23 protein-coding genes are annotated in these 25,840 nt (G+C 65.3%); 4 read left to right on the forward strand and 19 right to left on the reverse strand.

From position 1 onward, the window contains the following. Window positions 1-30 precede the first annotated feature (30 nt). The 10 genes from CCOS191_RS02025 to CCOS191_RS02070 are packed head-to-tail and all read right to left on the reverse strand — an operon-like array spanning window position 31 to window position 7,863. The gene (locus tag CCOS191_RS02025; protein ID WP_023632105.1) at window positions 31-456 is read right to left on the reverse strand and encodes an acyl-CoA thioesterase; all 426 of its coding nucleotides are present in this window, start codon (window positions 454-456) and stop codon (window positions 31-33) included. Then, window positions 449-1,993, reverse strand: coding sequence for an HAL/PAL/TAL family ammonia-lyase (locus tag CCOS191_RS02030; protein WP_046853861.1), 1,545 nt, complete (start codon window positions 1,991-1,993; stop codon window positions 449-451). The genes CCOS191_RS02025 and CCOS191_RS02030 overlap by 8 nt, the downstream gene beginning before the upstream one ends. Further along, window positions 1,974-2,906 carry an LpxL/LpxP family acyltransferase gene (locus CCOS191_RS02035; RefSeq protein ID WP_046853862.1) on the reverse strand — a complete coding sequence of 311 codons (933 nt, stop codon included), beginning with the start codon at window positions 2,904-2,906 and terminating at the stop codon, window positions 1,974-1,976. Before CCOS191_RS02035 ends, CCOS191_RS02030 begins: the two co-directional genes overlap by 20 nt. Continuing rightward, window positions 2,903-3,637 carry a glycosyltransferase family 2 protein gene (locus CCOS191_RS02040; protein ID WP_046853863.1) on the reverse strand — a complete coding sequence of 245 codons (735 nt, stop codon included), beginning with the start codon at window positions 3,635-3,637 and terminating at the stop codon, window positions 2,903-2,905. Before CCOS191_RS02040 ends, CCOS191_RS02035 begins: the two co-directional genes overlap by 4 nt. Next, window positions 3,630-5,309 carry an AMP-binding protein gene (locus CCOS191_RS02045; protein ID WP_046853864.1) on the reverse strand — a complete coding sequence of 560 codons (1,680 nt, stop codon included), beginning with the start codon at window positions 5,307-5,309 and terminating at the stop codon, window positions 3,630-3,632. The genes CCOS191_RS02040 and CCOS191_RS02045 overlap by 8 nt, the downstream gene beginning before the upstream one ends. Further along, entirely contained in the window at window positions 5,306-5,851 is a 546-nt protein-coding gene (locus CCOS191_RS02050) for a membrane protein (RefSeq protein ID WP_046853865.1), read from the reverse strand. The genes CCOS191_RS02045 and CCOS191_RS02050 overlap by 4 nt, the downstream gene beginning before the upstream one ends. Continuing rightward, the gene (locus CCOS191_RS02055; RefSeq protein ID WP_046853866.1) at window positions 5,848-6,102 is read right to left on the reverse strand and encodes an acyl carrier protein; all 255 of its coding nucleotides are present in this window, start codon (window positions 6,100-6,102) and stop codon (window positions 5,848-5,850) included. Before CCOS191_RS02055 ends, CCOS191_RS02050 begins: the two co-directional genes overlap by 4 nt. Window positions 6,103-6,111: 9 nt before the next feature. Beyond that, window positions 6,112-6,384, reverse strand: coding sequence for a phosphopantetheine-binding protein (locus tag CCOS191_RS02060; protein WP_046853867.1), 273 nt, complete (start codon window positions 6,382-6,384; stop codon window positions 6,112-6,114). Beyond that, on the reverse strand, window positions 6,353-7,171 hold the full coding sequence (locus CCOS191_RS02065) for a lysophospholipid acyltransferase family protein (protein ID WP_046853868.1): 819 nt from the start codon (window positions 7,169-7,171) through the stop codon (window positions 6,353-6,355). The genes CCOS191_RS02060 and CCOS191_RS02065 overlap by 32 nt, the downstream gene beginning before the upstream one ends. Then, window positions 7,147-7,863, reverse strand: coding sequence for a beta-ketoacyl synthase chain length factor (locus CCOS191_RS02070; RefSeq protein WP_046853869.1), 717 nt, complete (start codon window positions 7,861-7,863; stop codon window positions 7,147-7,149). The genes CCOS191_RS02065 and CCOS191_RS02070 overlap by 25 nt, the downstream gene beginning before the upstream one ends. A gap of 290 nt (window positions 7,864-8,153) precedes the next feature. Here CCOS191_RS02070 and CCOS191_RS02075 point away from each other — a divergent pair, with 290 nt between their 5' ends. The 3 genes from CCOS191_RS02075 (at window position 8,154) to CCOS191_RS02085 (ending at window position 9,653) form a co-directional block, all read left to right on the forward strand. Further along, window positions 8,154-8,927, forward strand: a complete 774-nt coding sequence (locus tag CCOS191_RS02075) for a ParA family protein (protein ID WP_046853870.1) — start codon at window positions 8,154-8,156, stop codon at window positions 8,925-8,927. Between the two features lie 71 nt (window positions 8,928-8,998). Beyond that, window positions 8,999-9,307, forward strand: a complete 309-nt coding sequence (locus CCOS191_RS02080; RefSeq protein WP_046853871.1) for a type II toxin-antitoxin system HigB family toxin — start codon at window positions 8,999-9,001, stop codon at window positions 9,305-9,307. Beyond that, the gene (locus CCOS191_RS02085; protein WP_031314915.1) at window positions 9,297-9,653 is read left to right on the forward strand and encodes a helix-turn-helix domain-containing protein; all 357 of its coding nucleotides are present in this window, start codon (window positions 9,297-9,299) and stop codon (window positions 9,651-9,653) included. The genes CCOS191_RS02080 and CCOS191_RS02085 overlap by 11 nt, the downstream gene beginning before the upstream one ends. 11 nt (window positions 9,654-9,664) lie before the next feature. On the opposite strand, the gene trxC is transcribed toward CCOS191_RS02085, so the two are convergent. The 7 genes from trxC to betI all read right to left on the reverse strand — a co-directional run bounded on the left by trxC (window position 9,665) and on the right by betI (window position 21,120). Beyond that, a complete protein-coding gene (trxC, locus tag CCOS191_RS02090) occupies window positions 9,665-10,099 on the reverse strand; it encodes a thioredoxin TrxC (protein WP_046853872.1) in 435 nt (144 codons plus the stop codon). Between the two features lie 128 nt (window positions 10,100-10,227). After that, a complete protein-coding gene (gene selO, locus CCOS191_RS02095) occupies window positions 10,228-11,688 on the reverse strand; it encodes a protein adenylyltransferase SelO (protein WP_046853873.1) in 1,461 nt (486 codons plus the stop codon). A 165-nt stretch (window positions 11,689-11,853) separates the two neighbouring features. Further along, window positions 11,854-15,159 carry a mechanosensitive channel MscK gene (gene mscK, locus CCOS191_RS02100; RefSeq protein WP_046853874.1) on the reverse strand — a complete coding sequence of 1,102 codons (3,306 nt, stop codon included), beginning with the start codon at window positions 15,157-15,159 and terminating at the stop codon, window positions 11,854-11,856. A 35-nt stretch (window positions 15,160-15,194) separates the two neighbouring features. Further along, a complete protein-coding gene (locus tag CCOS191_RS02105; RefSeq protein WP_046853875.1) occupies window positions 15,195-16,937 on the reverse strand; it encodes a potassium/proton antiporter in 1,743 nt (580 codons plus the stop codon). 242 nt (window positions 16,938-17,179) lie between these two features. Further along, window positions 17,180-18,877, reverse strand: a complete 1,698-nt coding sequence (gene betA, locus CCOS191_RS02110) for a choline dehydrogenase (protein ID WP_046853876.1) — start codon at window positions 18,875-18,877, stop codon at window positions 17,180-17,182. A 75-nt stretch (window positions 18,878-18,952) separates the two neighbouring features. Then, window positions 18,953-20,425, reverse strand: a complete 1,473-nt coding sequence (gene betB, locus CCOS191_RS02115) for a betaine-aldehyde dehydrogenase (protein WP_046853877.1) — start codon at window positions 20,423-20,425, stop codon at window positions 18,953-18,955. Window positions 20,426-20,463: 38 nt separating this feature from the next. After that, window positions 20,464-21,120 carry a transcriptional regulator BetI gene (gene betI, locus CCOS191_RS02120; protein ID WP_046853878.1) on the reverse strand — a complete coding sequence of 219 codons (657 nt, stop codon included), beginning with the start codon at window positions 21,118-21,120 and terminating at the stop codon, window positions 20,464-20,466. Between the two features lie 477 nt (window positions 21,121-21,597). On the opposite strand from betI, the gene CCOS191_RS02125 reads away from it, so the two are divergent. Then, on the forward strand, window positions 21,598-23,601 hold the full coding sequence (locus CCOS191_RS02125; protein WP_046853879.1) for a BCCT family transporter: 2,004 nt from the start codon (window positions 21,598-21,600) through the stop codon (window positions 23,599-23,601). 105 nt (window positions 23,602-23,706) lie between these two features. On the opposite strand, the gene CCOS191_RS02130 is transcribed toward CCOS191_RS02125, so the two are convergent. Together CCOS191_RS02130 and CCOS191_RS02135 are read right to left on the reverse strand one after the other, a co-directional pair. After that, window positions 23,707-24,489, reverse strand: coding sequence for a divergent polysaccharide deacetylase family protein (locus CCOS191_RS02130; protein ID WP_046853880.1), 783 nt, complete (start codon window positions 24,487-24,489; stop codon window positions 23,707-23,709). 8 nt (window positions 24,490-24,497) lie between these two features. Next, on the reverse strand, window positions 24,498-25,826 hold the full coding sequence (locus CCOS191_RS02135; protein ID WP_046853881.1) for a S41 family peptidase: 1,329 nt from the start codon (window positions 25,824-25,826) through the stop codon (window positions 24,498-24,500). Between the last annotated feature and the right edge of the window lie 14 nt (window positions 25,827-25,840).

A 25,840-nucleotide genomic window follows, 5' to 3' on the forward strand; every position in this document is an offset into this window, starting at 1 on the left:
CTTGCCGGCGATGAGGCCAGAACAGGCGACTCATGCCAGCACCTTCGCGACTGCATCGAGCATCACCTGCGGCGAGGCCAGCTGCATCTCGCCGCTGTCGATATGCACGGCCACCTGCACGGTGCTGGCGCGGGTCATGCGCTCGCCGGTTTCGGCATCGCTGATCAGGTAATGGATCTTCAAGCGGTTCTCCCATTCCACCAGGCTGGCGCGCACGGTCAGGCGCTGGCCGAAGGTGGCGCCACGGATATAGCGCAGCTGCAGGTCGATCACCGGCCAGTGGTAGCCGGAGGCTTGCATGCCCCGGTAATCGTGCTGCAGGCGCTCGAGCAGGGCGCAGCGGGCGACCTCCAGGTACTTGACGTAATGTCCGTGCCAGACGATGTGCATGCTGTCCACGTCGAAGAACGGCACGACGACTTCGCTGTCGACGTGAAACACCCCGGGGTTACGCATGCAGCCTCCAATGGCGCTGGCCGATACGGGTCAGGCACAGGCGCAGGTCGTGTTCCAGGGCGCGGTCCTCGATCACCGGGGCAAAGTCCGCCAGCAGCGCCTGGTGCATCTGCGCAAGCGCGGGCGGCAAAGGCCGGGCGTCGGCCTGGCGGGCGCGTAGCCAGACGCCCTGGTTGGCCGCCAGCAAGGTGGCGGCGGCGACCTGCTCGGTCAGCTCCAGCACCCGCAGGGCATCGCGTGCGGCAATGGTGCCCATGCTCACCTTGTCCTGGTTGTGGCATTCGGTGGAGCGCGAGAACACACTGGCCGGCATGGTCTGCTTGAGCGCTTCGGCGGTCCAGGCACTGGCACCGATCTGCACGGCCTTGAAGCCGTGGTTGAGCATCGCCCGTTCGGCCTCGGCGCCGGACAGGTTGCTTGGCAGGCCGTGGTTGTAGCGCACGTCCACCAGCAGCGCGAGTTGCCGGTCGAGCAGGTCGGCGACGTTGGCCACCAGGGTTTTCAGGCTGTCCATGGCGAAGGCAATATGCCCGCCGTAGAAGTGCCCGCCGTGCAGCACGCGCTCGGCGTCGCCGTCGATGATCGGGTTGTCGTTGGCGCTGTTCAGCTCGGTTTCGATAAAGCCACGCAGCCAGCCCAGGCTGTCGGCCAGCACGCCGAGCACATGGGGCGCGCAGCGCAGCGAGTAGCGGTCCTGCAGGCGGTGCAGCGACGGCAGCGGCGCGTCGATGGCCAGGTCCTGGCGCAGCCAGGCGGCCACCTGGGTCTGGCCCGGGTGCGGCTTGGTGGCGAACAGGCGCTCATCGAAGTGCTCGGGGTTGCCCTGCAGGGCGATCACGTTGAGTGCGGTGATACGGGTTGCCAGTTGCAGCAGGTAGTCGGCGCGGGCGAAGGCCAGGCAGGCCAGGCCGGTCATCACCGCGGTGCCGTTCATCAGTGCCAGGGCCTCCTTGGGCCGCAGCACCAGGGGTTGCCAGCCCAGCTCGCGGTGCACCTCGGCACTGCTGCGGCGTTCGCCCCGGTACAGCACCTCGCGCTCGCCGGACAGAGTCGCGGCCACGTAGGACAGTGGCGTCAGGTCGCCGCTGGCGCCCACCGAGCCCTCTTCGGGGATCAGTGGCAGGATGTCGTGTTCGAGGAACAGTTGCAGGCGTTCCAGCAACTCCATGCGCACCCCGGACACGCCATGGCTCAGCGAGCGCAAGCGCGCCGCCAGCACCGCGCGGGTGGCCGGGGCGTCGAGCAGGCGGCCCAGGCCGCAGCCGTGGAAGGTGTACAGGTGGCGCGGCAGGCTTTCGACATGCTCCAGCGGCACGGCCACCACACAGGAGTCGCCGTAACCGGTGGTGACCCCGTAGATCACCCCTTCCTGGTCGAGCAGGGTGTCGAGAAAGCGCGCGCCACGGGCGATGCGCTCGCGGTACGCGGCGTCGTCCTGCAGGCGGGTAGCGGCGCGGCGCTCGGCCACGGCCAGCACGTCCTCGATGGCCAGCGGCGCTTCGCCGAAGGTGACAGGCTCATGGGGTTGCATCGTCATCGCTCTTCCAGAAGGGGTAGAAATTGAACCATTGCAGCGGTGCCTGGTGGCAGTAAAGCGCCAGGCGCTCGGCGTAGCGTGCCGTCCATTGCTGGATCACCTGGTCACGCTCGGCGCGCCGCCATTGCAGCTGTTCGGCGAAGGGTTCCAGGGTGATCTGGTAGCGGCCGTTGAGCTTGAGGCAGAACAGCAGGTTGACCGGGCAGCCGAGCAATCCGGCCAGCAGCCACGGGCCTTGCGGGAAGGCGGCCGGCTGGCCGAGGAAGTCCACGGTGGCGGTGCGCGCGCCATGCAGCGGCACACGGTCGCCGGCAATCGCCAGCCACTCGCCACGTTCCAGGCGCTGGGAGAGCTGCAGCATGATCGCCGGGTCCAGCTCGCTGACCTGGATCAGCCGCAGGTGAGTAGCGCCGGCCTCGCCCAGCAGGCGGTTGAACTGCTCGGCATGGCGGGTGTGCACCAGCACGTTCATGGTCACCTGCTCGCCCAGCTCGGCCAGCGCCCGGCACACTTCCAGGTTGCCCAGGTGGGCGCCGACCAGCAGTTGCCCGCGCTCGCCGCGCAGCTGCCCGCGCAGTCCGGCCGGGTCATTGATATCGATATCTTCAAGGCGCAGGCGGCCGTTCCACACGTCGAGCTTGTCCAGCAGGGCGTCGGCGAAGGCCATGAACTGGCGGAACACCTGCCACTGGCTGGGGGCTGGCGTCTGCCCGGCGCTCCACTGGTGCAGGCGCTGCTGGTACTGCATGGCGCTGTGCCGGGCGCGGCGGCCGAACAGGAAGAAGTAGGCGACGATCACATGGATCAGCGGGCTGAGCAGGCGGCGCCCGAGCAGGCGCGCCAGCAGCGCGGTTAGCTGCATCAGCCGGAAGCTGCCGCGCTCGCGTTGCGCGGCCCAGTGCTGCTCGCTCATCGGCGCCACCGGCGCCAGAGAATCAGCGGGCTGCGCAGGAGCATGCCGAAGAACAGCTTGGCGTGCATCTTCGAGATCAGTGCGTTGTCGTATACCAGGCGAAAGTGCGAGAGGCCGTCCTGCGGGTAGTGCACCCGGGTCGGCAGCCAGCGCATCGGCTGGTTGCGCCAGGCCAGGCGCACCAGGATCTCGGGGTCGAAATCCATGCGCCGGCCCAGCTTGACGCTGTCGATCAGCGCCAGGGTGGGCGGCAGCGGGTAGACGCGAAAGCCGCACATCGAATCGGGAATGGCCAGTGACAGGCTGTTGATCCATACCCACACGTGGGTGAGGTAGCGGGCATACAGGCGACCCTTGGGCACGCTGTCGTCGTACTGGGGATAACCGCACACCAGCGCCTGTGGATAAACCTGCGACTGGGCCAGGAAGTGGCCGACATCGGCCAGGTCGTGCTGGCCGTCGGCGTCCACCTGCAGGGCGTGGCTGAAGCCCAGCCGCGCGGCCTCGCGCAGGCCGGCCATCACCGCGCCGCCCTTGCCTTGGTTGACTGCCAGTTGCACCAGATGCACATCCGCGCGCTCGGCCAGCCGGCGCAGCACCTCGGCGCATGGCGCATGGCTGGCGTCATCCACCAGAACACAGGGCAGGCCAGCGTGCAGCAGGTCGTCGACCACCTTGGGCACGGCCTGTTCGTGGTTGTACACCGGGATCACCGCGCAGGGTTTATGCACAGGCGGCCTCCAGCAGGATGCGGCCGCTGGCGCAGGGCTGGCCGGCGCGGGTGTAGCTGAAGTACAGCTTGCCGCGTGCCGCCTCGAAGCGCAGGTCCAACTGCAGCATGTCGCCGGGGCGTACCAGTTGCTGGAACTTGAGCACTTCCATGCCGGCAAAGCGCAGGTTGGCGGCCAGTAACGGTGCAGCGAGGGCGATGGCCCAGTCGACCTGGACCACACCAGGCAATACCGGCGTGTGCGGGAAATGGCCGGTGAAGCAGGGCAGGTCCAGCGGCACGGCCAGGCGCAGTTGCAGCTGGTGGTCTTCGCTGGCCTGTTCCACGACCTCGGGCGCCTGGCTGCGGGCTGCCAGCAGCAGGGCCGTCACCTTGGCCTGGGGCAGCTTACCCTGGCCGTTGTACGGCAGCTGGCGCAACAGGCGCCAGCGCCGGGGCAGGGCGATGGTCTCGCAGTGTTCGGCCAGGTGCGCACGCAGGCCCTCCACCAGTACGCGGCGACCCTGGTTACGCAGCACATGCAGGCCTTCGGCGCTCGGCACCAGCAGGCTACCGAGGAAGGCGCGGCCTTCTTCGATCACGCCCAGGCGCGCCTCGGCGACCCAGGCGTGGGAGCACAGGGCCTGCTCGAGCATGGGCAGGGAGATGCGTTTTTCTTCCAGCTTGACGGTGCGGTCGAGGCGGCCGAGCAGGCGGAAGCGCCCGTCGCTGGCAAACTCGACGGCATCGGCGCTGTGCTCGACGTGGCCGGCAGGCAGGTAGGGCGAGGCGATGCGCAGGGCGCCGTCGGCGTCCTGGCTGAGCTCTACATCGGCGAATGGCTGCCACAGCGCTTCGCCCTGGCGCCAGGCGATGCCGCCGGTTTCGGAGCTGCCGAGGATTTCCGTTGGCCACTGGCCGAGGCGCTGTTGCAGGTGTTCGGCGGCTGCGGCGGGCAGTTCGCCGCCGGAGGAGAATACTCGGCGCACCGAGCTCAGCCCAGGCCAGTCGAGGTTGTCGCCCATGCGCTTGAGCAGCGCCGGGCTGGCCACCCAGGCGAACGCCGGGTGTTCGCGGCTGGCGCGTTGCAGGTCTTCGGGGAACGGCTGGGCCTTGCGGGCGAAACCGCGCCCGGCGCACAGCGGCCACAGCACGCGGAACAACAGGCCGTAGATGTGCTGGGTGGCGACGCTGCCGAGGACGTGCGCATCACCCAGCGAAGCCCCCCACAGCTGCTCCAGGGCGATGACTTCGTTGCCCAGCTGGCGCAGGCATTTGTCGATGCGTTTGGGCTCGCCGCTGGAGCCTGAGGTGCACAGGCTGATGCGGCACTGGTCCGGGTCGAGGTCGGCACTGGCCAGTGGCTCGCCCAGCAGGTCGTCGAGCTGTGGGTCGCCAGGCTGGTCGCTGAGCCACAGGTCGACCTGGGCCTGCCAGCGGGTACGGGTCTGCGGTTGCAAGTCGGCGCTCAGCAGTACCTCGGCCCCGGCGCGCCAGGCACCGAGCAGGGCGATGGCCAGCGTTGCGGCGTCGTCTACATGCACCGCCAGGCGTCGCACGCCCTGGGCTTGCAGGCCGCCGGCCAGGCGCAGGGCTTGCTGGCACAGCGCGGCGTGGTCCAGGGCAGGCGCCTCGGTCACCGGGCGTGGCGTGGCCAGCGGGCGCAACAGGTGTTCGAGGTTGATCCAGTTCATGAGCGTCCTCGCACACGTTGACGTATCAGCCATTCCACGGCGAACAGCAGGCCCATCGCTGCATAGGCGATCAGGCCGTTGTACAGGGTCCACCAGGCCAGCGGCGCCCAAAGTGTCAGGCCGGCGGCGATCAGGCCGTTGACCAGGAAGAACAGGCACCAGGCCTGGGTCACCCGGCGCGTGTAGCGCACCGCCGCCGCTGGTAGCTCGGGTTCGTGCAGGCGCGCCAGGCGCTCGGCCACTGGCATGCCCTGCATCAGGCTGGTGCCGAACAGGCCGAGCATGAAGCCGCTGATCAGCACCGGGTACCAGCGCAGCAGTTGCGCGCTGTCGGACAGCGCCAGCAACACGCAGAACCCCAGCGCCGCCAGTGCCATCCACAGGCCACCGGGGCGTTGTGGCGCGCTCAGTGCGCGGGCCAGCCACAGGCCGCCGAGCAGCAGGGCGAACTGCCACGGGGCGAAGTGGCCCAGGCCGTAGTGCACGGCAAACGGATACAGCACGCCGGCCAGCAGCAGGCCGAGGCCGACCAGGCGTTTCATGCCGCGCTGTTTACCAGGCGATGAACCGCTTCGACCACATCGTTGACGGTGCGTACCGACTTGAAGTCCTCGGCGCTGATCTTCTTCCCGGTCTTGCGCTTGATGTGGTCGAGCAGGTCGATGGCATCGATGCTGTCGATTTCCAGGTCCTGGTACAGGTGCGATTGCAGGCTGATGCGCTCGGGCTCGAGCTCGAACAGCTCGACCAGGGCGTCACGGAGGGTGTTGAAGATGTCTTCGCGGTTTTGCATGGTGCGGTCTCAGGCGGCCTGGCGAGCGGTGATGAACGCCGCGAGGGTGGCGACGTTGGTGAAATGGCTGCGGGTGTCCTTGGCATCGGCGTCGATCTTGATGCCGTAGCGCTTCTGGATTGCCAGGCCCAGTTCGAGGGCGTCCACCGAGTCCAGGCCCAGGCCTTCGCCGAACAGTGTCTGCGCGTTGTCGATGTCCTGCACGCTGATGTCTTCCAGGCCCAGGGCGTCGATGATCAGTTGCTTGATGTCACGGTTCAGGTCGTGCTGTGCATCGCTCATCGGTGGCGAGCTCCTTGTTGTAGTACTGGTGCAGGTAATCATTGAGTTTGCGCGACGCCAGGGGCGCCGGGCCAAGGCTGGCGAAGGCCTGGGGGTCGATATCGGCGCCGACGCGCAGGCTGAAGTGCACGCGCCGCCGGGGGATGCGGTACCAGGGTTCGTGCTTGGTCAGGGTGGTGGGGCTGACCTTGATGATCACCGGTGTGATGATTTTCGCACCGCGCAGGGCGATTGCGGCGGCGCCACGATGGAAGGCCGGGGCCTGGCCAGGCGGGGTGCGGGTGCCTTCGGGGAAGATCACCAGCGGCTGGCCCTGTTGCAGCGAAGCAGCGGCATTGTCGAGCATGTCCAGGCTGCCGTCATTGCCAATGTACTGCGCCTCGCGCACCGGCCCACGGGTGAAGGGGTTGCCGAACAGGCTGTGCTTGACCACGCAGTTGGCGTCGCGCACCAGCCCGAGCAGAAACACCACGTCGATCAACGAGGGGTGGTTGGCGATGATCAGTTGCCCCTGGCGGCCCAGGCGTTCGGCGCCCTGCACCTCGAAGGTGAGCACGCCGAGGCCGCGCATGAGGCCGATGAAGCGCCAGAACAGCCAGCCGATGGTGCGCCGGGCGCGCTGGCGGTGACGTTCGGCGCCACCGGGCAGGCAAGCCAGCAGCGGGAACACCAGCAGGCGCAGGCACAGCCCGCCCAGGCCGAACAGCAGGAAGCTCAGGGCGGTGGCCAGCAGGCGCCACAGGTAGGCGTCGCGGGGGCGGTTCATGGCTGTCGTTGCCAGTTCCATGTGCGACGTTCCCAGGTGTGTGAAAAGGAGGCTTGGCCGCTGAGCGAGGCGCGCAGCCAGGCCAGGGCATGAGGCAGTGCGGTGGCTGACGTGGAGGGCGTCGGTCCCGGTGCCAGGCACCACTGCTGCCCAGGTGTGAGCAGTAGGGCCATGGCATAGGCGAACGGCACATCGTCGATCCACGGCGCGTAAGCGGCCGGCGGTTGTTCTTCAGTGACGATCAGCAGCACCGCGGGAGCGCCTTCGGCCAGCAGCGCAGCCGCTTCGACGATACCGTGCTCGAAACCGTCGCCGGCGGCGGCCAGGGCTGTCATCTCACAGGTTTGCCCGCGCATGATCGACCACAGGCCGATCATCGCGTTGTGTACCGACAAGCTGAACTGGGTGGGCGACAACGGCTGCTGGTTGGCCAGTTCGCCAAGCAGCGAGAACGTGCGCGGGGTTTCCCCGTGGCGCGAGACGAACACCAGCGGCAGGTTGTCGTGGCCTTCAGCCAAGGGCCAGCCGACGGCGAAGGCCATGCGCGACATAGGGCCAAGGCGCCGGCGCTGCAAGGCCGGCAGGAACGCCACGTCCGGCGCGTGGTCGGCGTCGCCCACGTGTTCGGCACCGTGCGCCCAGGCCTGCCAGTCGGCTGGAGTCGAGAGGCCCGGGGCCCAGGCATGCCATTGGCTGATGTCGAAAGTGATCATGATGAGTATGACGTTCCGCCCTGAGGGGGTTCCTATCCGTGGGGATGACTCGAAGCACGTGCCCAGCGGGCATGGCGCACGGGAAGGTGGCGCGCATTATCGCGGTGCACGGGACCTGTATCAATCCACCTGGTGGCTCTTAGACATTCTTCACACGCATCTGAGATAACTCTGCATCGTTGGCGGGGGATTTCCGATAATCGGTTGTCGGATGGCTTGCGCGAACAACGCTGGCCAATGGCGCGGTGTCGCCACATACTCGGGCATTCGTTGATACACGGAGGTCTGTCATGCGGCGCGTGGTGTTCAATCAGAAAGGTGGTGTGGGTAAGTCGAGCATTGCCTGCAATCTGGCAGCGGTCAGTGCCAGCGAAGGTTATCGGACCCTATTGATCGACCTGGATGCCCAGGCCAATTCCACTCAATACCTCACCGGCCTGACTGGTGACGACATCCCCATGGGCATCGCCGACTTCTTCAAGCAGTCGCTGTCCAGCGGGCCGTTCGCCAAGAAGAACAAGGTCGATATCTACGAAACGCCCTTCGATAATCTCCATGTGGTGACTGCCACTGCGGAGCTGGCCGACCTGCAGCCCAAGCTCGAGGCCAAGCACAAGATCAACAAGCTGCGCAAACTGCTCGACGAGTTGGACGAGGATTACGAGCGGATCTATATCGATACCCCTCCAGCACTCAATTTTTACGCGGTTTCCGCATTGATCGCGGCCGATCGCGTGCTGATCCCCTTCGATTGCGACAGCTTCTCGCGCCAGGCCCTGTATGGCCTGCTGGCCGAGATCGATGAGCTCAAGGAGGACCACAACGATGAGCTGATGGTCGAGGGCATCGTGGTCAACCAGTTCCAGTCCCGCGCCAGCCTGCCCCAGCAGATGCTCGACGAACTGCTGGCCGAGGGCCTGCCGGTGCTACCGGTTTACCTCGGCAGTTCGGTGAAGATGCGTGAGTCACACCACGCCAGCCTGCCGCTGATCCACCTGGAGCCACGGCACAAGCTGACCCAGCAGTTCGTCGAGTTGCATGATCTGCTGGAGCGCAGCGCCTAGTTCGGACGGACTGCGCTTGCGGCTCACGCAGCTCATCACTACTATCTCCCAAAACGGGAGATGGCGCCGGGATGCGGATAATTGCAAAGCGAACGCTGGTCAGGTTCTGGGAGATGCCAGGGCATGAGGACGCCAAGGCACCACTGGAGAGTTGGCATGACTTGGTGCTCAAGGCCGTCTGGTCTTCGCCTCAGGACGTGAAAGACCAGATTGGTAATGCCAGTGTCTGTGCCAACAACCGCGTGGTCTTCAACATCGGAGGCAATAAATACCGCCTCGTAGTGGAAATGCAGTACCAGTCCGGCATTGCCTGGGTCAAATTCGTCGGTACGCACAAGCGTTATGACGAGATCGACGTGGAGACGATCAATGAATATTAAGCCTATCCGCAGTGATGATGACCTGCACGCCGCGTTCAAGCGGTTGGAAGTCATTTTCCAGGCCGAGCCCGGCACGCCTGAGGCCGATGAAATGGAAGTGCTTGTTACATTGATCGAAGTCTATGAGAACAAGCACTATCCCATTCAAGCCGCCAACCCTATTGAGGCCATCAAGTTCTGCATGGATCAGCAGGGGCTTACAGCACGTGACCTTGAGCGATACATCGGCCCTAGTGGACGCGTTTCCGAAGTGTTGAATGGCAAGCGTGGCTTGAGTCTTTCGATGATCAAACGCCTTCACGATGGCTTGAGGATCCCCTACGAGTCACTTCTTGCGGGAGCGTAGTTAACCTCTCTCTAGACCCCTTGCCCGCGCAGCCACTCCAGCAATGACTGGAGCGGAAACGCGCCGGCCTGGCGGGTCACTTCGCGGCCATTCTTGAACAGGATCAGGCTCGGGATCGAGCGGATACCCAGCTGGCCGGCCAGGTTGCGGTTGGCCTCGCTGTCGAGCTTGGCCAGGCGGCAGCGGCCCTCCAGCTGGCGAGCGGCTTGTTCGAAGGTCGGGGCGAAGCTCTTGCACGGACCGCACCAGTCGGCCCAGACATCCAGCAGCAGCGGCAGATCACCTTTGATCTGGGCGGCATAGTTGCCATCGGTCAGCTCGAACGAGGTGCTCAGCAGCACGTTCTGTTTGCAGCGGCCGCATTTCGGCGTGTCGCCCAGGCGCTCGGCGGGGATGCGGTTGAGGCCGTTGCAGTGGGGGCAGGGGATTACCAGCGGATTGGGCATCGGGGTCTCCAGTCGAAAGATGCTGCGGCGAACTGCGGCTCCCACAGGGTTGGCGCGCTCATTGTGGGAGCCGGCTTGCCGGCGATCGGGGGCGAAGCCCTCGCAGAGTTTCACGTGCAGCAATGAAATCAGGACGAACAGCTGATCTCCAGGTGCTTGCCCCACTCCGGTGGTCGCTCGGCATACGTTTGCATCCCGGGCTGTTCCTCGAACGGTTTGCTCAGCACCTGATGCAGCCGACGCACTTCACTGTAGTCACCGGCCTCTGCCGCTTCGATGGCCTTCTGCGCCAGATAATTGCGCAGTATGTACAGCGGGTTGACCGCATGCATCCGCTCACGGCGACCTTCGGCATTACCCGGCTCACGCTCGCAGCGTGCCAGGTAGTCCGTACCCCAGGCATCGAAACCGGCCAGGTCGACGAAATCGTCGCGCACCACTTGCAGGGCCTCGGCCACCGGTTGCTCGCCCAGACGGCGGAAGAACAGCGTGTAGTCCACGCCGCCGCTCTGCATGCGTTGCAGCAGGCGTTCGACCAGGGTCATGTCGTCGTCCTCGGCAGTGGTCAGGCCCAGGCGGCGGCGCATCAGGTCCAGATAGTGGGCCTGGTACAGCGGCAGGAACAGCGCCAGCGTCTCCTTCAGTGCCTCGACCTCGATCACCGTGGTCAGGGCCTGGGCCAGGGCGCTGAGGTTCCAGTGGGCGATCGGCACCTGGTTGGCGTAGCTGTAGCGGCCGCGGTCGTCGGAGTGGTTGCAGATGAAGTTGGCGTCGAAGTCGTCGAGGAAGGCGTAGGGGCCGAAGTCGAAGGTGATGCCGAGGATCGACATGTTGTCGGTATTCATCACCCCGTGACAGAAGCCGTAGGCCTGCCAGCGAGCGATCAGCTCGGCGTTGCGTTCGACAATGGTGCGGAACATGGCCAGGTAAGGCTGTGCGGCGTCGCGGCATTCGGGATAGTGCTGGTGCAGCACATGGTCGATGAGCACTCGCTGCTGCTCTGGCTGTTTCGTGTAGTAGAAGTACTCGAAATGGCCGAAGCGCACATGGCTCTGGGCCAGGCGCAGCAGCATCGCGGCGCTTTCGCGGGTTTCCCGCCACACCGTGGTGCTCGAGCCGATCACGCACAGCGCCCGGCTGCTGGGGATGCCCAGCGCGCTCAGGGCCTCGGAGGCGAGAAACTCGCGAATCGACGAGCGCAGCACGGCCCGGCCATCACCCATGCGTGAGTAAGGCGTCTGGCCGGCGCCCTTGAGGTGCAGGTCCCAGTGTTCGCCGGCCTCGTTGAGGATCTCGCCCAGCAGCAGGCCGCGGCCATCGCCCAGGCGCGGGTTGTAGGAGCCGAACTGGTGGCCCGAGTAGACCATCGCCCGCGGGTCGGCCTCTTCCCAGAGTTTGTGGCCGCTGAACAGCTCGGCGAACACCGGCAGCTCGGCCTGGGCCGGGTCGAGGTCGAGCAGGGCCATGGCCGAATCGCTGGCAACGACCAGGCGTGGATCGGCGATCGGGTCGGGCAGGACCTGGGTGGAGAAGGCATCGCCGAGTTGGGCGAAGCGGTTGTCGAAGGTGAGTTGGTCGAGGGACTTCACGGGGCCTGCTCCTGAATTCGGTGCCATTGGGGCCGCTGTGCGGCCCTTTCGCCGGCGAGCCGGCTCCCACAGGGCAAGGCATGCCATCTTGTGGGAGCCGGCTTGCCGGCGATCGAGGGCAAAGCCCTCGCCTGCATTCTGGAGGGCATGCCTGTCGCAGTCCACTCAGCTCGGCGGCGTGCTGTCCGGTTTGCTGTCCATCGGGATCAACTGCTGCTTGCCGTTCTTCGCGTCCATGAGGAACACCTCCACCTGGCGCACCGAGATCTTGATGTTGTGCGCCTTGAACTCACGGTTGATATAGCGGTTGAGCTCGTCCAGCGTCGGATTGCGGTCACCGAGATCGCGCACGTGCATGCGCAGCTCGTGGTCCAGCGAGCTTTCGCCGAAGTTGAGGAAGTACACCAGCGGCTCCGGGTCCTTCAGCACCCGCGGGTTCTCGTGGGCGCCCTTGAGCAGCAGGTCGCGCACCAGGTCCAGGTCCGAGCCGTAGTCGATGCCCAGCTTCAGCGTCACCCGGGTGACGGTGTCGGTAAGCGACCAGTTGATCAGCTGGCCGGTGATGAAGGTCTTGTTGGGGACGATGATGTCCTTGCGGTCGAAGTCGGTGATGGTGGTGGCGCGGATACGGATTTTGCTCACCGTGCCGGACAGGTTGCCGATGGTGATGGTGTCGCCGATGCGTACCGGGCGTTCGAACAGGATCATGATGCCGGAGATGAAGTTGGCGAAGATCTCCTGCATGCCGAAGCCCAGGCCCAGTGACAGGGCCGCGACCAGCCACTGCAGCTTGTCCCAGCTGACTCCGAGGGTGGCCAGGGTGCTGACGATACCGACCCCGGCGATCACATAGGACAACAGCGTGGTAATGGCGTACGCGCTGCCCTGGGCCAGGTTCAGTCGCGACAGCACCAGTACTTCGAGCAGGCCGGGCAGGTTGCTGGCCAGGGCCACGGCGATGCCGGCGATGACCATGGCGCCGAGCAGGTCGCCGAGGCTGATCGGCACCATGCTGGCAGCTGCGCCGGTGCCGCTGCTGTACTCGTAAAGGGTGATGTTGTTGAGGTAGGCGAACACCGTGATCAGGTCCGCCCAGACCCAGTACAAGCCGCCGATGAAGCCGCCGAGCAGGGCCAGGCGGATCAGGCGCAGCGACTGCTGGTTGACCTGCTCGATGTCCAGGGTCGGCTCCTCGACCACCACCTCGCCATCCAGGCCCTCCTTGGCGGCCTGGCGTTTGCTCAGGGCGCGCTGGTAGGCCAGGCGCCGCGCCGCCACCGACAGGCCACGCACGAACGCGGCCTCGATCACCAGCCAGAACAACAGCAGGTAAAGGGTGTAGATCAGCCGGTCGGTAAGCTTGAGGGCGGTGTAGTAGTAGCCGAAGCACACCGCCACGAACAGGGCGATGGGCAGGGCGGTGAAGGCCACCCCGACCGCCTTGCGGAACAGCGAGGTGTCCTGGTGCGCGGGGCTGCTCAGCAGCAGTCGGCTGAGCAGCCAGGCCATCAGTGCATAGCAGGTCAGCACCACGCCGATGCCCAGTACGTCGTCTGCCAGCGCCGAGGGCTGGTGCTCGGCCACCGCCACCACGCCGACCAGGGCCAGCACCACGGTACCGAGTCGGCGCACCCAGCCGCGCAGGAACTCGACCTGGGGCTTGTGCCAGCGGAAGTGAATCTCGGCAACGCCGCCCGGGGCAAGGATGCGGTACGCGGTGTAGAACACCAGCCAGGCCTGGGCGATCTGCCACAGGGCGGCGCCGAGGTTGGCGTTCTGCCCGCGGGCGTCGAGTTGCAGGGCGTAGCTGCCCAGGGTAAGCGCCAGGGCCACCGGCAGTGCCAGCAGGATGTTGATCAGGATCGCCTGGGGCGTATGCCACTGGCTGTCGCGCTTGAAGTGGCCGATGTCCTGGTGGACCTTGCCCAGGCGCCGGTACAGGGCCTTGCGCCGCCACAGCAGGGCACCGATCACCAGGATCAGCGGCAGGAACAGCAGTGGTTGCTGCACCAGGCCGTCGCCCAGCTCCTTGATACCCGCGCCCCAAGGCAGGCTGGCCACCTGGTAGGCCAGGCCCTCGGGTACTTCGCGCAGCCACTGCCAGTCCAGCGGCTTGTTGCTGGGGATCCAGAACATCTGCTCTTCCAGCGTGGTGCGCAGGTTCTGGGCAGTGCTCAGCAGTTGTTTCTGGTTCAGTTGCAGGGTGATGCATTCGTTGAGCAGCGCCGACAGCTCGCGGTTCAAGCGCTCGAGCAGGTCGCCCCGGGTGATCGCCACTTCCAGCAGGGCCTTGCGCAACTGCGGGGTGACATCTTCCTCGGGCTGGCTGGCCAGCAGCTTGTCCACATAGTTGGACGGGCTGCTCATCTGTTCGCGTTCCTGATTGATCTCGAACTGGTACAGACGGATATCGGCGATCTGGTCGGCCAAGTTGCGGTCGAGCTTCAGGTGCGGCAGGGCCTGCTTCTGCTTGTAGAGAATCTTCGACAGCAACAGGCTGCCCTTGAGCACATTGATCTGCTCGTCCAGGGCCTGGTCGGCCTGGGTGAGGCTGTCGAGCTGCTGCTTGGTGCGCAGGTTCTGCTGGGTCACCTCGTTGAGGCGGTCGGTGCTGCGCAGCAGGTAGTCGGACAGCTGGAGGTTGGCGGTGCTTTCGGTGGCCAGCAAGTTGCTGCCGCCGGCCTTCTGCGCCTCGATTGACTGGCGGGTGACGGCCTGTTGCGACTGCGCCAGGCGTTTTTCGTTGATCAGCGTCTGCAGGTCCTGGATTTCCTGTTCCTGGCGAGTGGCGCGCTCGATCAGCAGGTCGTGGCGGGCGTTGCCCAGGTCCTGCAGCACGCTGTTGCCGGCCAGTTCCTGGCGACGCAGCAGGGTCAGGGCGTTGAGCGAGGCCAGCTCGGCGTTGAGCTGGTTGCGCTGGTCGGCATTGATCGACTTGCCGTTGTCCTTGCCGCTCTTGAGGCTGTTGTTGATCTGCTGGGCACGCATCTGGTTGCCGCTGATCTCGGCCTGGGCGCGCTCGGGGCGGGTCTGGGAGTTGATGATCAGGCTGTTGGCTTCGGACAGCGCCTTCTGCAGATCGCCCTGCTGAGTGCTGCGCTCGCTGAGCATCTGCTCGAGCTGCGGCACCGTCAGGTTGGCGTAGCGCTGCGCCACGGGCACGACGCTGGAGGCTTTGAGCTTGATCAGCTCGCGCTGGCTGTCGCGGATCTCCTGGGGGGCGTTGGCCAGCTGCTGCTTGAGGGCTTCGAGCTTCTTTTCGCTGTCGTCGCGGGCGTTGAGCAGCGCCAGGGTCTGTTCCAGCACCTGCTGCACGGCTTTCTGCTCGGTTTCCGGCAGTTTGCGCTCGGCGATCTTGCTCAGGCTGCTCTGGATGCCCGGAGTGGTCGGGATTTCCACCGCGCCGGCGGCGAGCGAGAGGGTCAGGCACAGCCCCAGCAGGGCTGCGCGGCAATGGTCACGCAGGGACATAGGCAGAGTTCTTGTGTTACGCGGCAAATCGGAGTTTAGAGGAACAGCCCGGGGCCGGGGCGGGTACCTTCGGGGAATCTGACGCCCACTTTCTGGATCTTGTTCCCGTCCATGACCGCGACGGTCCAGATCGTACCGTGCCATTCGATCTGGTCGCCTACTACTGGAGCGCCTCCGACCTTTTGTCGGATGAACTGCGCCAGCGGCATCTTCGCGTCCAGGCCATCGAGTTTCAGGCCATAAAGTGCAGCCACCGCGCCCAGCTCGGCATCGCCTTCGAGCACGAAGTCGCCGAAGAAGCGCAGATCCAGGCCGCGTTGCGGCGCCTGGCTGAACAGCTTGCCCAGCGCCGGCAGGTTATGTTCGTGGCCGATCACGCAAAGCATGTCGCCGACCTCCAGCACGGTGCTGCCCGACGGGTGCAGCAGCTGTTCGCCACGGAACAAGGCGGCGATCCGCGTGCCCTCGGGCATCTTCAGCTCGCGCAGGGCGGCGCCGATGCACCATTTTTCGGCGCCCAGGCGGTAGACGAACAGCTCCCATTCGCTGGTGACGTGCACTTCGAGCGCGGAGCGGGAAATCGGTGCCGGGTCCGGCGGTACCGTGACCTTCAGCAGCTTGGCCATCCACGGCAGGCTGGTGCCTTGCACCAGCAGCGACACCAGCACGATGAAGAACGCCAGGTTGAAGAACAGCTGGGCCTGGGGCAGGCCGGCCATCAGCGGGAACACCGCCAGGATGATCGGCACCGCGCCGCGCAGGCCGACCCAGCTGATGAAGCCTTTCTCGCGACCATGGAAGGCCTTGAATGGCAGCAAGGCGGCGACCACCGACAGTGGTCGGGCCACCAGGATCATCCACAGTGCCAGGCCCAGGGCGGGCAGGGCGATGGGCAGCAGGTCGTGGGGCGTGACCAGCAGGCCGAGCACCAGGAACATGCCGATCTGGGCCAGCCAGGCCATGCCGTCGAGCATGTGCAGGATGCCGTGGCGGCTGCGGATCGGCTTGTTGCCCAGCACCAGCCCGCACAAGTAAACCGCGAGGAAACCGCTGCCGTGCAGGGCGTTGGTCAGGGAGAACACCACTAGGCCGCCGGCCACCACCAGGATCGGGTACAGGCCGCCGGCCAGGTTGATGCGGTTGACCAGTTGCAGCATCAGCCAGCCGCCGCCCAGGCCCATCAGGCCGCCGATGCCGAACTCGCGCAGCAGGTGGGTGAGCAGGCTCCAGTGCAGGCCGGTCTGGCCGCTGGCGATCATGTCGATCAGGGTCACGGTGAGGAACACCGCCATCGGGTCGTTGCTGCCCGACTCGATTTCCAGGGTGGCGGTGACCCGTTCGTTGAGGCCCTTGCCGCCGAGCAGCGAGAACACCGCCGCGGCGTCGGTGGAGCCGACGATGGCGCCGATAAGCAGGCCTTGGATCAGGCTCAGGTCGAACAGCCAGGCGGCGACCATGCCGGTCAGCCCGGTGGTGATCAACACGCCCACCGTGGCCAGCGACAGCGCCGGCCACAGCGCCACGCGGAAGCTCGCCACCCGGGTGCGCAGGCCACCGTCGAGCAGGATGACGGCAAGCGCCAGGTTGCCCACCAGGTAGGCGGTCGGGTAATTGTTGAAGATGATGCCGCCACCGTCCACGCCCGCGACCATGCCGACGGCGAGGATGATGACCAGGATAGGGATGCCCAGGCGCGATGACAGCGAGCTGACCAGGATACTTGCGCCCACCAGCAATGCGCCGATCAGGAACAGGCTGTTGATGGTGCTTGCATCCAAAGGCAGGTACTCCGGGACAGCGGGGAAAGGAACTTGCAACTGTGAACTAGCAGGTCGCGTGCCAATCGATTCTAACCTGATGAATTGGCAGGCTGTAAAGCGTTTCTGCAGATGTAGAAAAGGCACCTCGTAAGGTGCCTTTTCTTGTGTGGTCAGTGCTGGCCCTTCGCGGATGAATCCGCTCCTACAAGGTGCTACGCGTTTGTAGGAGCGGATTTATCCGCGATTGAGTCGGCGCAGGTTCAGGCCTGCTTCACTTCACGCATCGCCTTGCCCTTCACCGGTGCATCGCCCGCCACGTAGTACTTGGCGGTGCTGCGCGGCAGCGGCTTGCGGCCACGGATCTTGTCCGAGATCTTCTCGGCGATCATGATCGTGGTGGCGTTGAGGTTGCCGGTGATGATCAGCGGCATGATCGACGCATCGACCACGCGCAGGCCCTGCATGCCGTGCACGCGGCCTTCGGCATCGACCACTGCCATGTCGTCGGTGCCCATCTTGCACGAGCAGGACGGGTGGAAGGCGGTTTCGGCGTGCTCGCGGATGAATTTGTCCAGCTCTTCATCGGTCTGCACGTGCGCGCCCGGGCTGATCTCGCGGCCGCGGTACGGGTCCAGCGCCGGCTGTGCCATGATTTCGCGGGTCAGGCGGATGCCGTCGCGGAATTCCTGCCAGTCCTGCTCGGTGGACATGTAGTTGAACAGGATGCTCGGGTGCTGGCGCGGGTTCTTCGACTTGGCCTGGATGCGACCACGGGCCGGCGAGCGCATGGAGCCCATGTGCGCCTGGAAGCCGTGCTCTTTCACACCGTTCGAGCCGTTGTAGTTAATCGCTACCGGCAGGAAGTGGTACTGGATGTTCGGCCACTTGAATTCAGGACGGGTGCGGATGAAACCACCGGCCTCGAACTGGTTGCTGGCGCCGATGCCGGTGCCGTTGAACAGCCACTCGGCACCGATGGCCGGCTGGTTCCACCACAGCAGCGACGGGTACAGCGACACCGGCTGGGTGCAGGCGTACTGCAGGTACAGCTCGAGGTGGTCCTGCAGGTTCTCGCCGACGCCCGGCAGGTCGTGGACCACCGGGATGTCGAGGCTTTCCAGCAGGGCGCGCGGGCCGACGCCGGAGCGCTGCAGCAGTTGCGGCGAGGCGATGGCGCCGGAGGAAACGATGACTTCCTTGCGGGCGCGGGCTTCGACGCGCTCTTCGCTGTCACCAACCAGGTAGGTCACGCCAACAGCGCGCTTGTTGTCGAACAGCACGCGGTCGCTCAGGGCGTGGGTGACGATGGTCAGGTTCGGGCGCTTCTTGGCCTGGTCCAGGTAGCCGCGGGCGGTGCTGGAACGACGGCCGTTCTTGGTCACCGAACGGTCCATCGGGCCGAAACCTTCCTGCTGGTAGCCGTTGAGGTCTTCGGTACGCGGGTAGCCGGCCTGCACGCCGGCTTCGACCATGGCGTGGAACAGCGGGTTGTTGCCGGCTTTCGGCGTGGCCACGCTGACCGGGCCTTCGCCGCCGTGGTAGTCGTTCGGGCCGATGTCGCGGGTTTCGGCCTTACGGAAGTACGGCAGGCAGTCCAGGTAGGTCCAGTCTTCGAGGCCTGGCAGTTCAGCCCAGCCGTCGAAGTCCATGGCGTTACCGCGGATGTAGCACATGCCGTTGATCAGCGAGGAGCCACCCAGGCCCTTGCCGCGGCCACATTCCATGCGGCGGCCGTCCATGTGCGGCTCCGGATCGGTCTCGTAGGCCCAGTTGTAGCGACGACCCTGCAGGGGGAAGGCCAGGGCGGCGGGCATCTGGGTGCGGAAGTCGAAGCGGTAGTCCGGGCCGCCGGCTTCGAGCAGCAGGACGGTGACGCTGGCGTCTTCGGTCAGGCGGGTGGCCAGGGTGTTACCGGCCGAGCCGGCACCGACGATGATGTAATCGAATTCTTGGGACATTGAAGTACCCTCGTTGGCAGTTGTCAGGGAGCGGAAACGCCCGCGCTCAAGGGCGCGGGCGTGGCGGGACCAGGTTTAGAAAACCGAGTTGTAGCCGCCCAGCTCGACCTGAACCGACTTGATGCGAGTGTATTGAGCCAGCGAGCTGACACCGTTTTCACGGCCGACGCCCGACTGCTTGTAACCGCCAACCGGCATTTCGGCCGGCGACTCGCCCCAGGCGTTGATCCAGCAGATACCGGCTTCGAGCTTGTGGATGATGCGGTGGGCGCGGCTGATGTCGTTGGTGCAGACACCGGCGGCCAGGCCGTATTCGGTGTCGTTGGCGCGACGGATGACTTCTTCCTCGGTCTCGTAGCTGAGGATGCTCATCACTGGGCCGAAGATCTCTTCCTTGACGATGGTCATGTCGTCGGTGCAGTCGGTGAACACGGTCGGGGCGACGAACGCGCCCTTGGCGAAGTCGCCGTCCAGCAGACGCTCACCGCCGCAGAGGACGCGGGCGCCTTCTTCTTTACCCTTGGCGATGTAGGACAGCACGCTTTCCATGTGCTGGAAGCTGACCAGCGGGCCGAAGTTGGTGTTCTCGTCTTCCGGGTTGCCGGCACGGATGCGGGCGACGCGCTCGGCGATCTTGGCTTCGAAGGCGGCTTTCATCGCGGCAGGGATGAACACGCGGGTGCCGTTGGTGCAGACCTGACCGGAGCTGTAGAAGTTGGCCATCATGGCGATGTCGGCGGCCTTGTCCAGGTCGGCGTCGTCGCAGATGATCAGCGGCGACTTGCCGCCCAGCTCCATGGTGACTTCCTTGAGCGACGAGCTCGAGGCGCTGGCCATGACTTTCTTGCCGGTGGTGGTGCCGCCGGTGAAGGAGACTTTCTCGATGCGCGGGTGCTCGGTCAGCCAGGTGCCGACTTCGCGACCGCTGCCGGTCAGGACGTTGAACACGCCGTTCGGCAGGCCGGCTTCGGTGAAGATCTCGGCCAGTTTCAGGGTGGTCAGCGAGGTGACTTCCGACGGCTTGAAGATCATCGCGTTGCCGGCGGCCAGGGCCGGGGCGGATTTCCACAGGGCGATCTGGATCGGGTAGTTCCAGGCGCCGATGCCGACGGTCACGCCCAGCGGCTCGCGGCGGGTATAGACGAAGGACGATTCGCGCAGCGGGATCTGCTCGCCTTCGATGGCCGGTACCAGGCCTGCGTAGTATTCCAGCACGTCGGCGCCGGTGACGATGTCGACGTAGCGGGTTTCGGAGTACGACTTGCCGGTGTCCAGGGTTTCCAGCATGGCCAGCTCGTCGTTGCGCTCGCGCAGGATGTCGACGGCGCGGCGCAGGATGCGCGAACGCTGCATGGCGGTCATGGCGGCCCAGACTTTCTGGCCACGCTCGGCGCTTTCGACGGCCTTCTCGACGTCAGCTTGAGTTGCGCGCTGCACGTGGGCGAGGACTTCGCCGGTAGCTGGGTTGATGGCTTCGAAGGTGGCATCGCTGCCAGCGTCGACGTAAGCGCCATCGATGTAGAGTTTTTGCGTTCCGAAACGGGCCATAGTGTCCTCGCAAGTGCAGTGTGTGGTTGGCTGCCGCGTCACGCTCCCGCCGGTTGGCTGGTCGCTGCGCGCGGCTGTTCAGCGGCCTGGTCGGTTGTGCCCAGGGTCTGCTGCTTAGCCAGTTGTAGATCCATGTATTCGTAAGCGATGCGTATTGCCTGCTCGGTGTCGAATGCGTCACCCGACAGGGCGCCACGCAGCCACAGGCCGTCGATCAACGCTGCCAGGCCGCGGGCAGCCTTGCGCGCATGGTAGAGCGGCAGGACGCGGCGGAACTGGCAGCACAGGTTGGAATACAGGCGGTGGTCGTTGATCCGCTGCAACCTGTGCAAAGACGGCTGGTGCATGCTGGAGGCCCAGAAGGCCAGCCAGGTTTTCATTGCCGGGCCATTCACCTGGCTCGCATCGAAGTTGCCTTCGATGATCACCTTCAGGTGGGCACGCGGGCTGTCGTCCGTGAGGGCCTGACGACGCGCGATCACACCCTCGTTGAGCATGTTCATGATGTAGCGCATCGTCGCTGCGATCAGGCCGTTCTTGTCCTGAAAGTAGTGACTGATGATGCCGTTCGACACACCGGCCAAACGGGCAATCAGCGCAATGCTGGCATCTCCCAGTCCGACCTGATCGACCGCCTGCAAGGTGGCTTCGATCAACTGCTGGCGGCGGATGGGTTGCATACCGACCTTGGGCATCTTGCTATCTCCTCAGGCCTGCGGGCAGACGACAAGCGGCTGCCTCGGCGAAGGCCAGTCTATTTTGTTTTGATTGAACGTTCAATCAATAAAGAATAAGCTCTGCGACAATTTGTGCCATTGACAGTTTTCGGACGGTCACAGAAGCACGAATCGACACCCCAGGAAATCGCGTAACCCCCGGAATACAAGGCGTTGACGGGCATGGGCGATGCGAAAGACAGATTTTGCCGAGCAGCCACTGGCTGCGCGGCCGGCCCTTGGAGCGGGCCAGGTGTCTGTGGCGAATGCGCGCACCTCCTTATGGAGGGCAGGGTTTTCCACAGGCGACCGGTCTGATTTTTTTGCAACGTTCCTATTCGGGATCACGGTTTCCAGGGTGCTTTTATAACACCTGTCGCAGTAGGGCTATTGCACCAATTGCGTGGGAAATAACTGTTTAGCCTCCACTGCCGCACTGCCCGGAGCATTCGTGCAATGAGTTCTGCCTCCCTGACAAAGCCCCCCGCCGAGCGGGTACGGGTCAATCGCGTGGTGTTCTACACCTCGGCGCTGATGATCCTCGTTCTGACTGCCTTGCTGATCGCTGTACCCGAAGCCGCCGGCCAGGTGCTGGGCGTCGCCCAGAAATGGCTGACCCGCACCTTTGGCTGGTACTACATGCTGGTCATCTGTGGTTACCTGCTGTTCGTCGTCTACCTGGCCTTCTCCGACTTCGGCAAGCTCAAGCTGGGCGGCAAGGACGACACCCCGGACTTCAGCTACGGCGCCTGGGCCGGCATGCTGTTCTCCTCCGGTATCGGTATCTCGCTGCTGTACTTCGGCGCTTCCGAGCCGCTGGACCACTACTTCAACCCGCCGGAAGGTACGCCTGCCAGCCTCGAGGCCGCGCGCCAGGGCCTGCAGCTGACCTTCCTGCACTGGGGCCTGCACGGCTGGGCGATCTACGCCCTGGTCGGCCTTGCCGTCGGTTACTTCGCCTACCGCCACAACCAGCCGCTGGCACTGCGTTCGGCGCTGTACCCGCTGGTCGGCGAGCGTTGGGTCAAGGGCGGCGCTGGCCATGCCGTGGACATCTTCGGCATGTTCGTCACCCTGCTGGGCCTGGTGACCAACCTGGGTATCGGCTCGATGCAGGTGGCCTCGGGCCTGGAATACCTGTTCGGCATGGACCACAGCAAGACCAACCTGCTGGTGGTGATCCTGGTCATGGCCGGCGTGGCTACCGTGGCCGCGGTGTCGGGCGTGGAGAACGGCATCCGCCGCCTGTCCAACCTGAACATCCTGCTGTTCAGCGGCCTGCTGATCTTCGTGCTGCTGGCCGGCAATACCCTGCACCTGCTCAACGGCTTCGTGCAGAACGTCGGTGACTACCTCAACGGTGTCGTGCTGAAGACCTTCGACCTCTATGTCTATGAAGGTGACAACGACAAGTCCGAGCGCTGGCTGGGCCTGTGGACCGTGTTCTACTGGGCCTGGTGGATCTCCTGGGGCCCGTTCGTCGGCATGTTCATCGCCCGTATCTCCAAGGGCCGGACCGTACGCCAGCTGGTCAGCGGCGTGCTGCTGATCCCGCTGGGCTTCACCCTGGCCTGGTTGTCGATCTTCGGTAACACCGCGCTGGACCTGGTGATCAACCAGGGTGCGGTGGAACTGGGCAAGACCGCGCTCGAACAGCCATCGATGTCTATCTACCAGCTGCTGGAATTCTTCCCGGCCGCCAAGATCGTCATCGGCCTGGCGGTGTTCGTCGGCTTCGTGCTGTTCCTCACCCCGGCCGACTCCGGCGCGGTGATGATGGCCAACCTGTCGTGCAAAGGCGGCAAGGTCGACGAAGACGCACCGCACTGGATGGTGGTGTTCTGGTCGGTGGTCATCACCCTGGTCACCATCGGCCTGCTGTTCGCCGGTAACTTCGAAGCCATGCAGACCATGGTGGTACTGGCCGGCCTGCCGTTCTCGGTGGTCCTGGTGCTGTTCATGTTCGGCCTGATGAAGGCCATGAAGCAGGACGTCGCGGTCGAGAGCGAGCGCGCCGAACTGGCCGCTCGTGGCCGTCGCGGTTTCAGCGAGCGTCTCAGCCAGCTGGACCTGCAGCCGACCCAGGCCGTGGTGCAGCGGTTCATGGACAAACAGGTCAGCCCGGCGCTGAAAGAAGCCGCCGAGCAGCTGCGTACCCTGGGCTTCGAGGTCGAGACCCGGGTAGGTCAGTCGCGCAACATGATGGGCCTGCGAGTGATGATGGAAGAGGGCAACCCCTTCGTCTACGAGGCCAGCCTGGATGGCTACCTGGCCGCGCCGAGCGAGGCGCCGGTCGAGGGCGAGCCGGAAGTGCAGCAGCGCTTCTATCGTGCCGAGGTGTACCTGCACGACGGCAGCCAGGAGTACGACCTGATGGGCTTCACCCGCGAGCAGATCGTGCGTGACGTGCTTGATCAGTTCGAAAGCCACCGCCAGCTGCTGGGGCGTGTGTACAGCTGATATCGGCTGATGTCAGGCAAGGGCCCGGTTCGTGAGAGCCGGGCCCTTTTTGTTTTCGGTGTCAGTGGGCGACTACTTCCAGGAGGTCCTCCCGAGGCACAGGGGTCATTCCTTTCTGACAGGGCTCGCATTCGTGTAGCGGCCATGCCTGCCATGGGCGGGCATGGCCTGGTTGCCGCGTTCGGCGATCATCTGCCGCAGGCTGATCAACTCGATCCCCTGGCTCTTGAGCCGGGGAATCTCTTGCGCCAGGACGCTCAGTGTCTGCGGATATGGGTGCCCAATCAGTACCGCCGAACCCTGCTTGCGGGCCACCTCGATACCAAGACGCAGTTGCCCGGCAATGGCCTCGTTCGTTCGTACGTCGTCAAGAAAAACATCCCGCGAGAGATGCGCCAACCCCAGCGCCTGGGCCTCTGCCGCCGCCACCGTCGCCGCACTGGTGCGGCTGTCGACGAAGAACAGATGGCGGCGTTGCAGTTCACCCATCAACCAGGTCATGGGCTCGCGCTGGGCGGTCATGCGGCTGCCCATGTGGTTGTTGATGCCGGCGGCGTAGGGCACCTTGGCCAGGGCGGCATCCAGGCGCCGGGCCAGTTCGTCGAGGGCGACGCCTGGATGCCAGGCGTAGGGCCCGGTGGCAGGGTCCATGGGCATGTGCAGGATAACCGTGCGCCCGGCCTTGTGGGCCTGGCGGGCGAAGTCGGTGGCGTGCGGGGTGTCGGGCATGATCGCCATGGTCACCGGGCCGGGCAGGGCGAGCGTACGGCTGTCGCGTTCGCTGCTCTGGCCCAGGTCGTCGATGATGATGCTCATGTAGGCCTTGGCCGGGGCCGCTTGCGCGACGCCGGCCAGCAGGCAGACCAGCAGGGACAGCAGATAACGCATGGCGGGTATCAGTCACCCTTGGTGATGTTCAGGCCCTTGAGCAGGCTGAGAGCCTGGCTGAGCTGGAAGTCGTTGTCCTGCGGGCGATCCTTGCGCTTGGCACTGCCGGTCGGTCGGTCGGCGCCGCCGTTGCCGTTGCCCAGGTGGCCCTGCAGGTCGGCTTCCTTGAAGTTGTCGTTGTCGGCTTCGGCGGTCAGCTTGGCCGGGCGCACTTCGATGTCCGGGACGATGCCCTGGGCCTGGATCGACCGGCCATTGGGGGTGAAGTACAGCGCGGTGGTGAGCTTCAGGGCGCGGTCGTTGGCCAGTGGCAGCACGGTCTGCACCGAGCCCTTGCCGAAGCTGTCAGTACCCATCAGCACGGCGCGCTTCTGATCCTGCAGGGCGCCGGCGACGATCTCCGAAGCCGAGGCGCTGCCGCCGTTGATCAATACCACCAGTGGCACGCCTTCGCTGGCATCGGCCGGGTCGGCGGAGTAGCGCAGCTCGGAGTTGGCGATGCGGCCCTTGGTGTAGACGATCAGGCCTTTGGTGAGGAAGTGGTCGGCCACTTCGACCGCCGACTGCAGCACGCCGCCGGGGTTGTTGCGCAGGTCGAGAACCACGCCGCGCAGCTTCTTGCCGTTGTCCTTGCGCAGCTTGGCCAGGGCCTTGCCCACCTCGTCGCCGGTCTTGACCTGGAACTGGGTGATGCGGATGTAACCGTAGTCGTTCTCCAGCAACTGGCTCTTGACGCTCTTGACCTGGATCACCGCGCGGGCCAGCGTCACGTCGAACGGCGTGCCGCCGTCGCGCACCAGGGTGAGGGTGATCTTTTCGCCGATCTTGCCGCGCATCTTGTCCACGGCCTCGGTCATGGTCTGGCCACGGGTTGGCGCGCCGTTGATCTTGACGATCAGGTCGCCGGCCTCGATGCCCGCGCGGGAGGCCGGGGTGTCGTCGATGGGCGAGACCACCTTGACGAAGCCGTCCTCCATGCCGACCTCTATCCCCAGGCCGCCGAACTCGCCGCTGGTGCTTTCCTGCAGCTCCTGGAAGTCTTCGGGGCCGAGGTAGGCCGAGTGCGGGTCAAGGTTGCTGAGCATGCCCTTGATGGCGTTTTCCAGCAGGGTCTTGTCGTCGACAGGTTCCACATAGGCCGCCTTGATGCGGTCCATGACCTCGGCGAAGGTGCGCAGCTCTTCCAGCGGCAGGGGCGCCTTGGCGGTCACCTCGGTGGCCGGCACCGCGGCCTGCTTGGCCGCTGGCTTGGCCGGTTCGGCGGCAATGGCCAGGGGCGCGCCGATGACCAGGGCGATGGTCAGGGCCAGCTGGGTGAGGCGAGGCGAGTGCAGCATGTCGAACGAACTCC

This window comes from Pseudomonas sp. CCOS 191 (genome assembly GCF_001007005.1).
Lineage (GTDB): Bacteria > Pseudomonadota > Gammaproteobacteria > Pseudomonadales > Pseudomonadaceae > Aquipseudomonas > Aquipseudomonas soli.

What these genes read in the sequence shown, in the direction of transcription:
- CCOS191_RS02130 (WP_046853880.1), bottom strand. Translation starts at nt 24,489, where the DNA reads ATGCGTTATCTGCTGTCCCTGCTGGTCTGCCTGCTGGCCGGCGTCGCG.
- betI (WP_046853878.1), bottom strand. Translation starts at nt 21,120, where the DNA reads ATGCCCAAGGTCGGTATGCAACCCATCCGCCGCCAGCAGTTGATCGAA.
- trxC (WP_046853872.1), bottom strand. Translation starts at nt 10,099, where the DNA reads ATGCCCAATCCGCTGGTAATCCCCTGCCCCCACTGCAACGGCCTCAAC.
- CCOS191_RS02070 (WP_046853869.1), bottom strand. Translation starts at nt 7,863, where the DNA reads ATGATCACTTTCGACATCAGCCAATGGCATGCCTGGGCCCCGGGCCTC.
- mscK (WP_046853874.1), bottom strand. Translation starts at nt 15,159, where the DNA reads ATGTCCCTGCGTGACCATTGCCGCGCAGCCCTGCTGGGGCTGTGCCTG.
- CCOS191_RS02135 (WP_046853881.1), bottom strand. Translation starts at nt 25,826, where the DNA reads ATGCTGCACTCGCCTCGCCTCACCCAGCTGGCCCTGACCATCGCCCTG.
- CCOS191_RS02065 (WP_046853868.1), bottom strand. Translation starts at nt 7,171, where the DNA reads ATGGAACTGGCAACGACAGCCATGAACCGCCCCCGCGACGCCTACCTG.
- betA (WP_046853876.1), bottom strand. Translation starts at nt 18,877, where the DNA reads ATGTCCCAAGAATTCGATTACATCATCGTCGGTGCCGGCTCGGCCGGT.
- CCOS191_RS02050 (WP_046853865.1), bottom strand. Translation starts at nt 5,851, where the DNA reads ATGAAACGCCTGGTCGGCCTCGGCCTGCTGCTGGCCGGCGTGCTGTAT.
- CCOS191_RS02085 (WP_031314915.1), top strand. Translation starts at nt 9,297, where the DNA reads ATGAATATTAAGCCTATCCGCAGTGATGATGACCTGCACGCCGCGTTC.
- betB (WP_046853877.1), bottom strand. Translation starts at nt 20,425, where the DNA reads ATGGCCCGTTTCGGAACGCAAAAACTCTACATCGATGGCGCTTACGTC.
- CCOS191_RS02060 (WP_046853867.1), bottom strand. Translation starts at nt 6,384, where the DNA reads ATGAGCGATGCACAGCACGACCTGAACCGTGACATCAAGCAACTGATC.
- CCOS191_RS02055 (WP_046853866.1), bottom strand. Translation starts at nt 6,102, where the DNA reads ATGCAAAACCGCGAAGACATCTTCAACACCCTCCGTGACGCCCTGGTC.
- CCOS191_RS02125 (WP_046853879.1), top strand. Translation starts at nt 21,598, where the DNA reads ATGAGTTCTGCCTCCCTGACAAAGCCCCCCGCCGAGCGGGTACGGGTC.
- CCOS191_RS02075 (WP_046853870.1), top strand. Translation starts at nt 8,154, where the DNA reads ATGCGGCGCGTGGTGTTCAATCAGAAAGGTGGTGTGGGTAAGTCGAGC.
- CCOS191_RS02045 (WP_046853864.1), bottom strand. Translation starts at nt 5,309, where the DNA reads ATGAACTGGATCAACCTCGAACACCTGTTGCGCCCGCTGGCCACGCCA.
- CCOS191_RS02030 (WP_046853861.1), bottom strand. Translation starts at nt 1,993, where the DNA reads ATGACGATGCAACCCCATGAGCCTGTCACCTTCGGCGAAGCGCCGCTG.
- CCOS191_RS02080 (WP_046853871.1), top strand. Translation starts at nt 8,999, where the DNA reads ATGCGGATAATTGCAAAGCGAACGCTGGTCAGGTTCTGGGAGATGCCA.
- CCOS191_RS02035 (WP_046853862.1), bottom strand. Translation starts at nt 2,906, where the DNA reads ATGAGCGAGCAGCACTGGGCCGCGCAACGCGAGCGCGGCAGCTTCCGG.
- CCOS191_RS02025 (WP_023632105.1), bottom strand. Translation starts at nt 456, where the DNA reads ATGCGTAACCCCGGGGTGTTTCACGTCGACAGCGAAGTCGTCGTGCCG.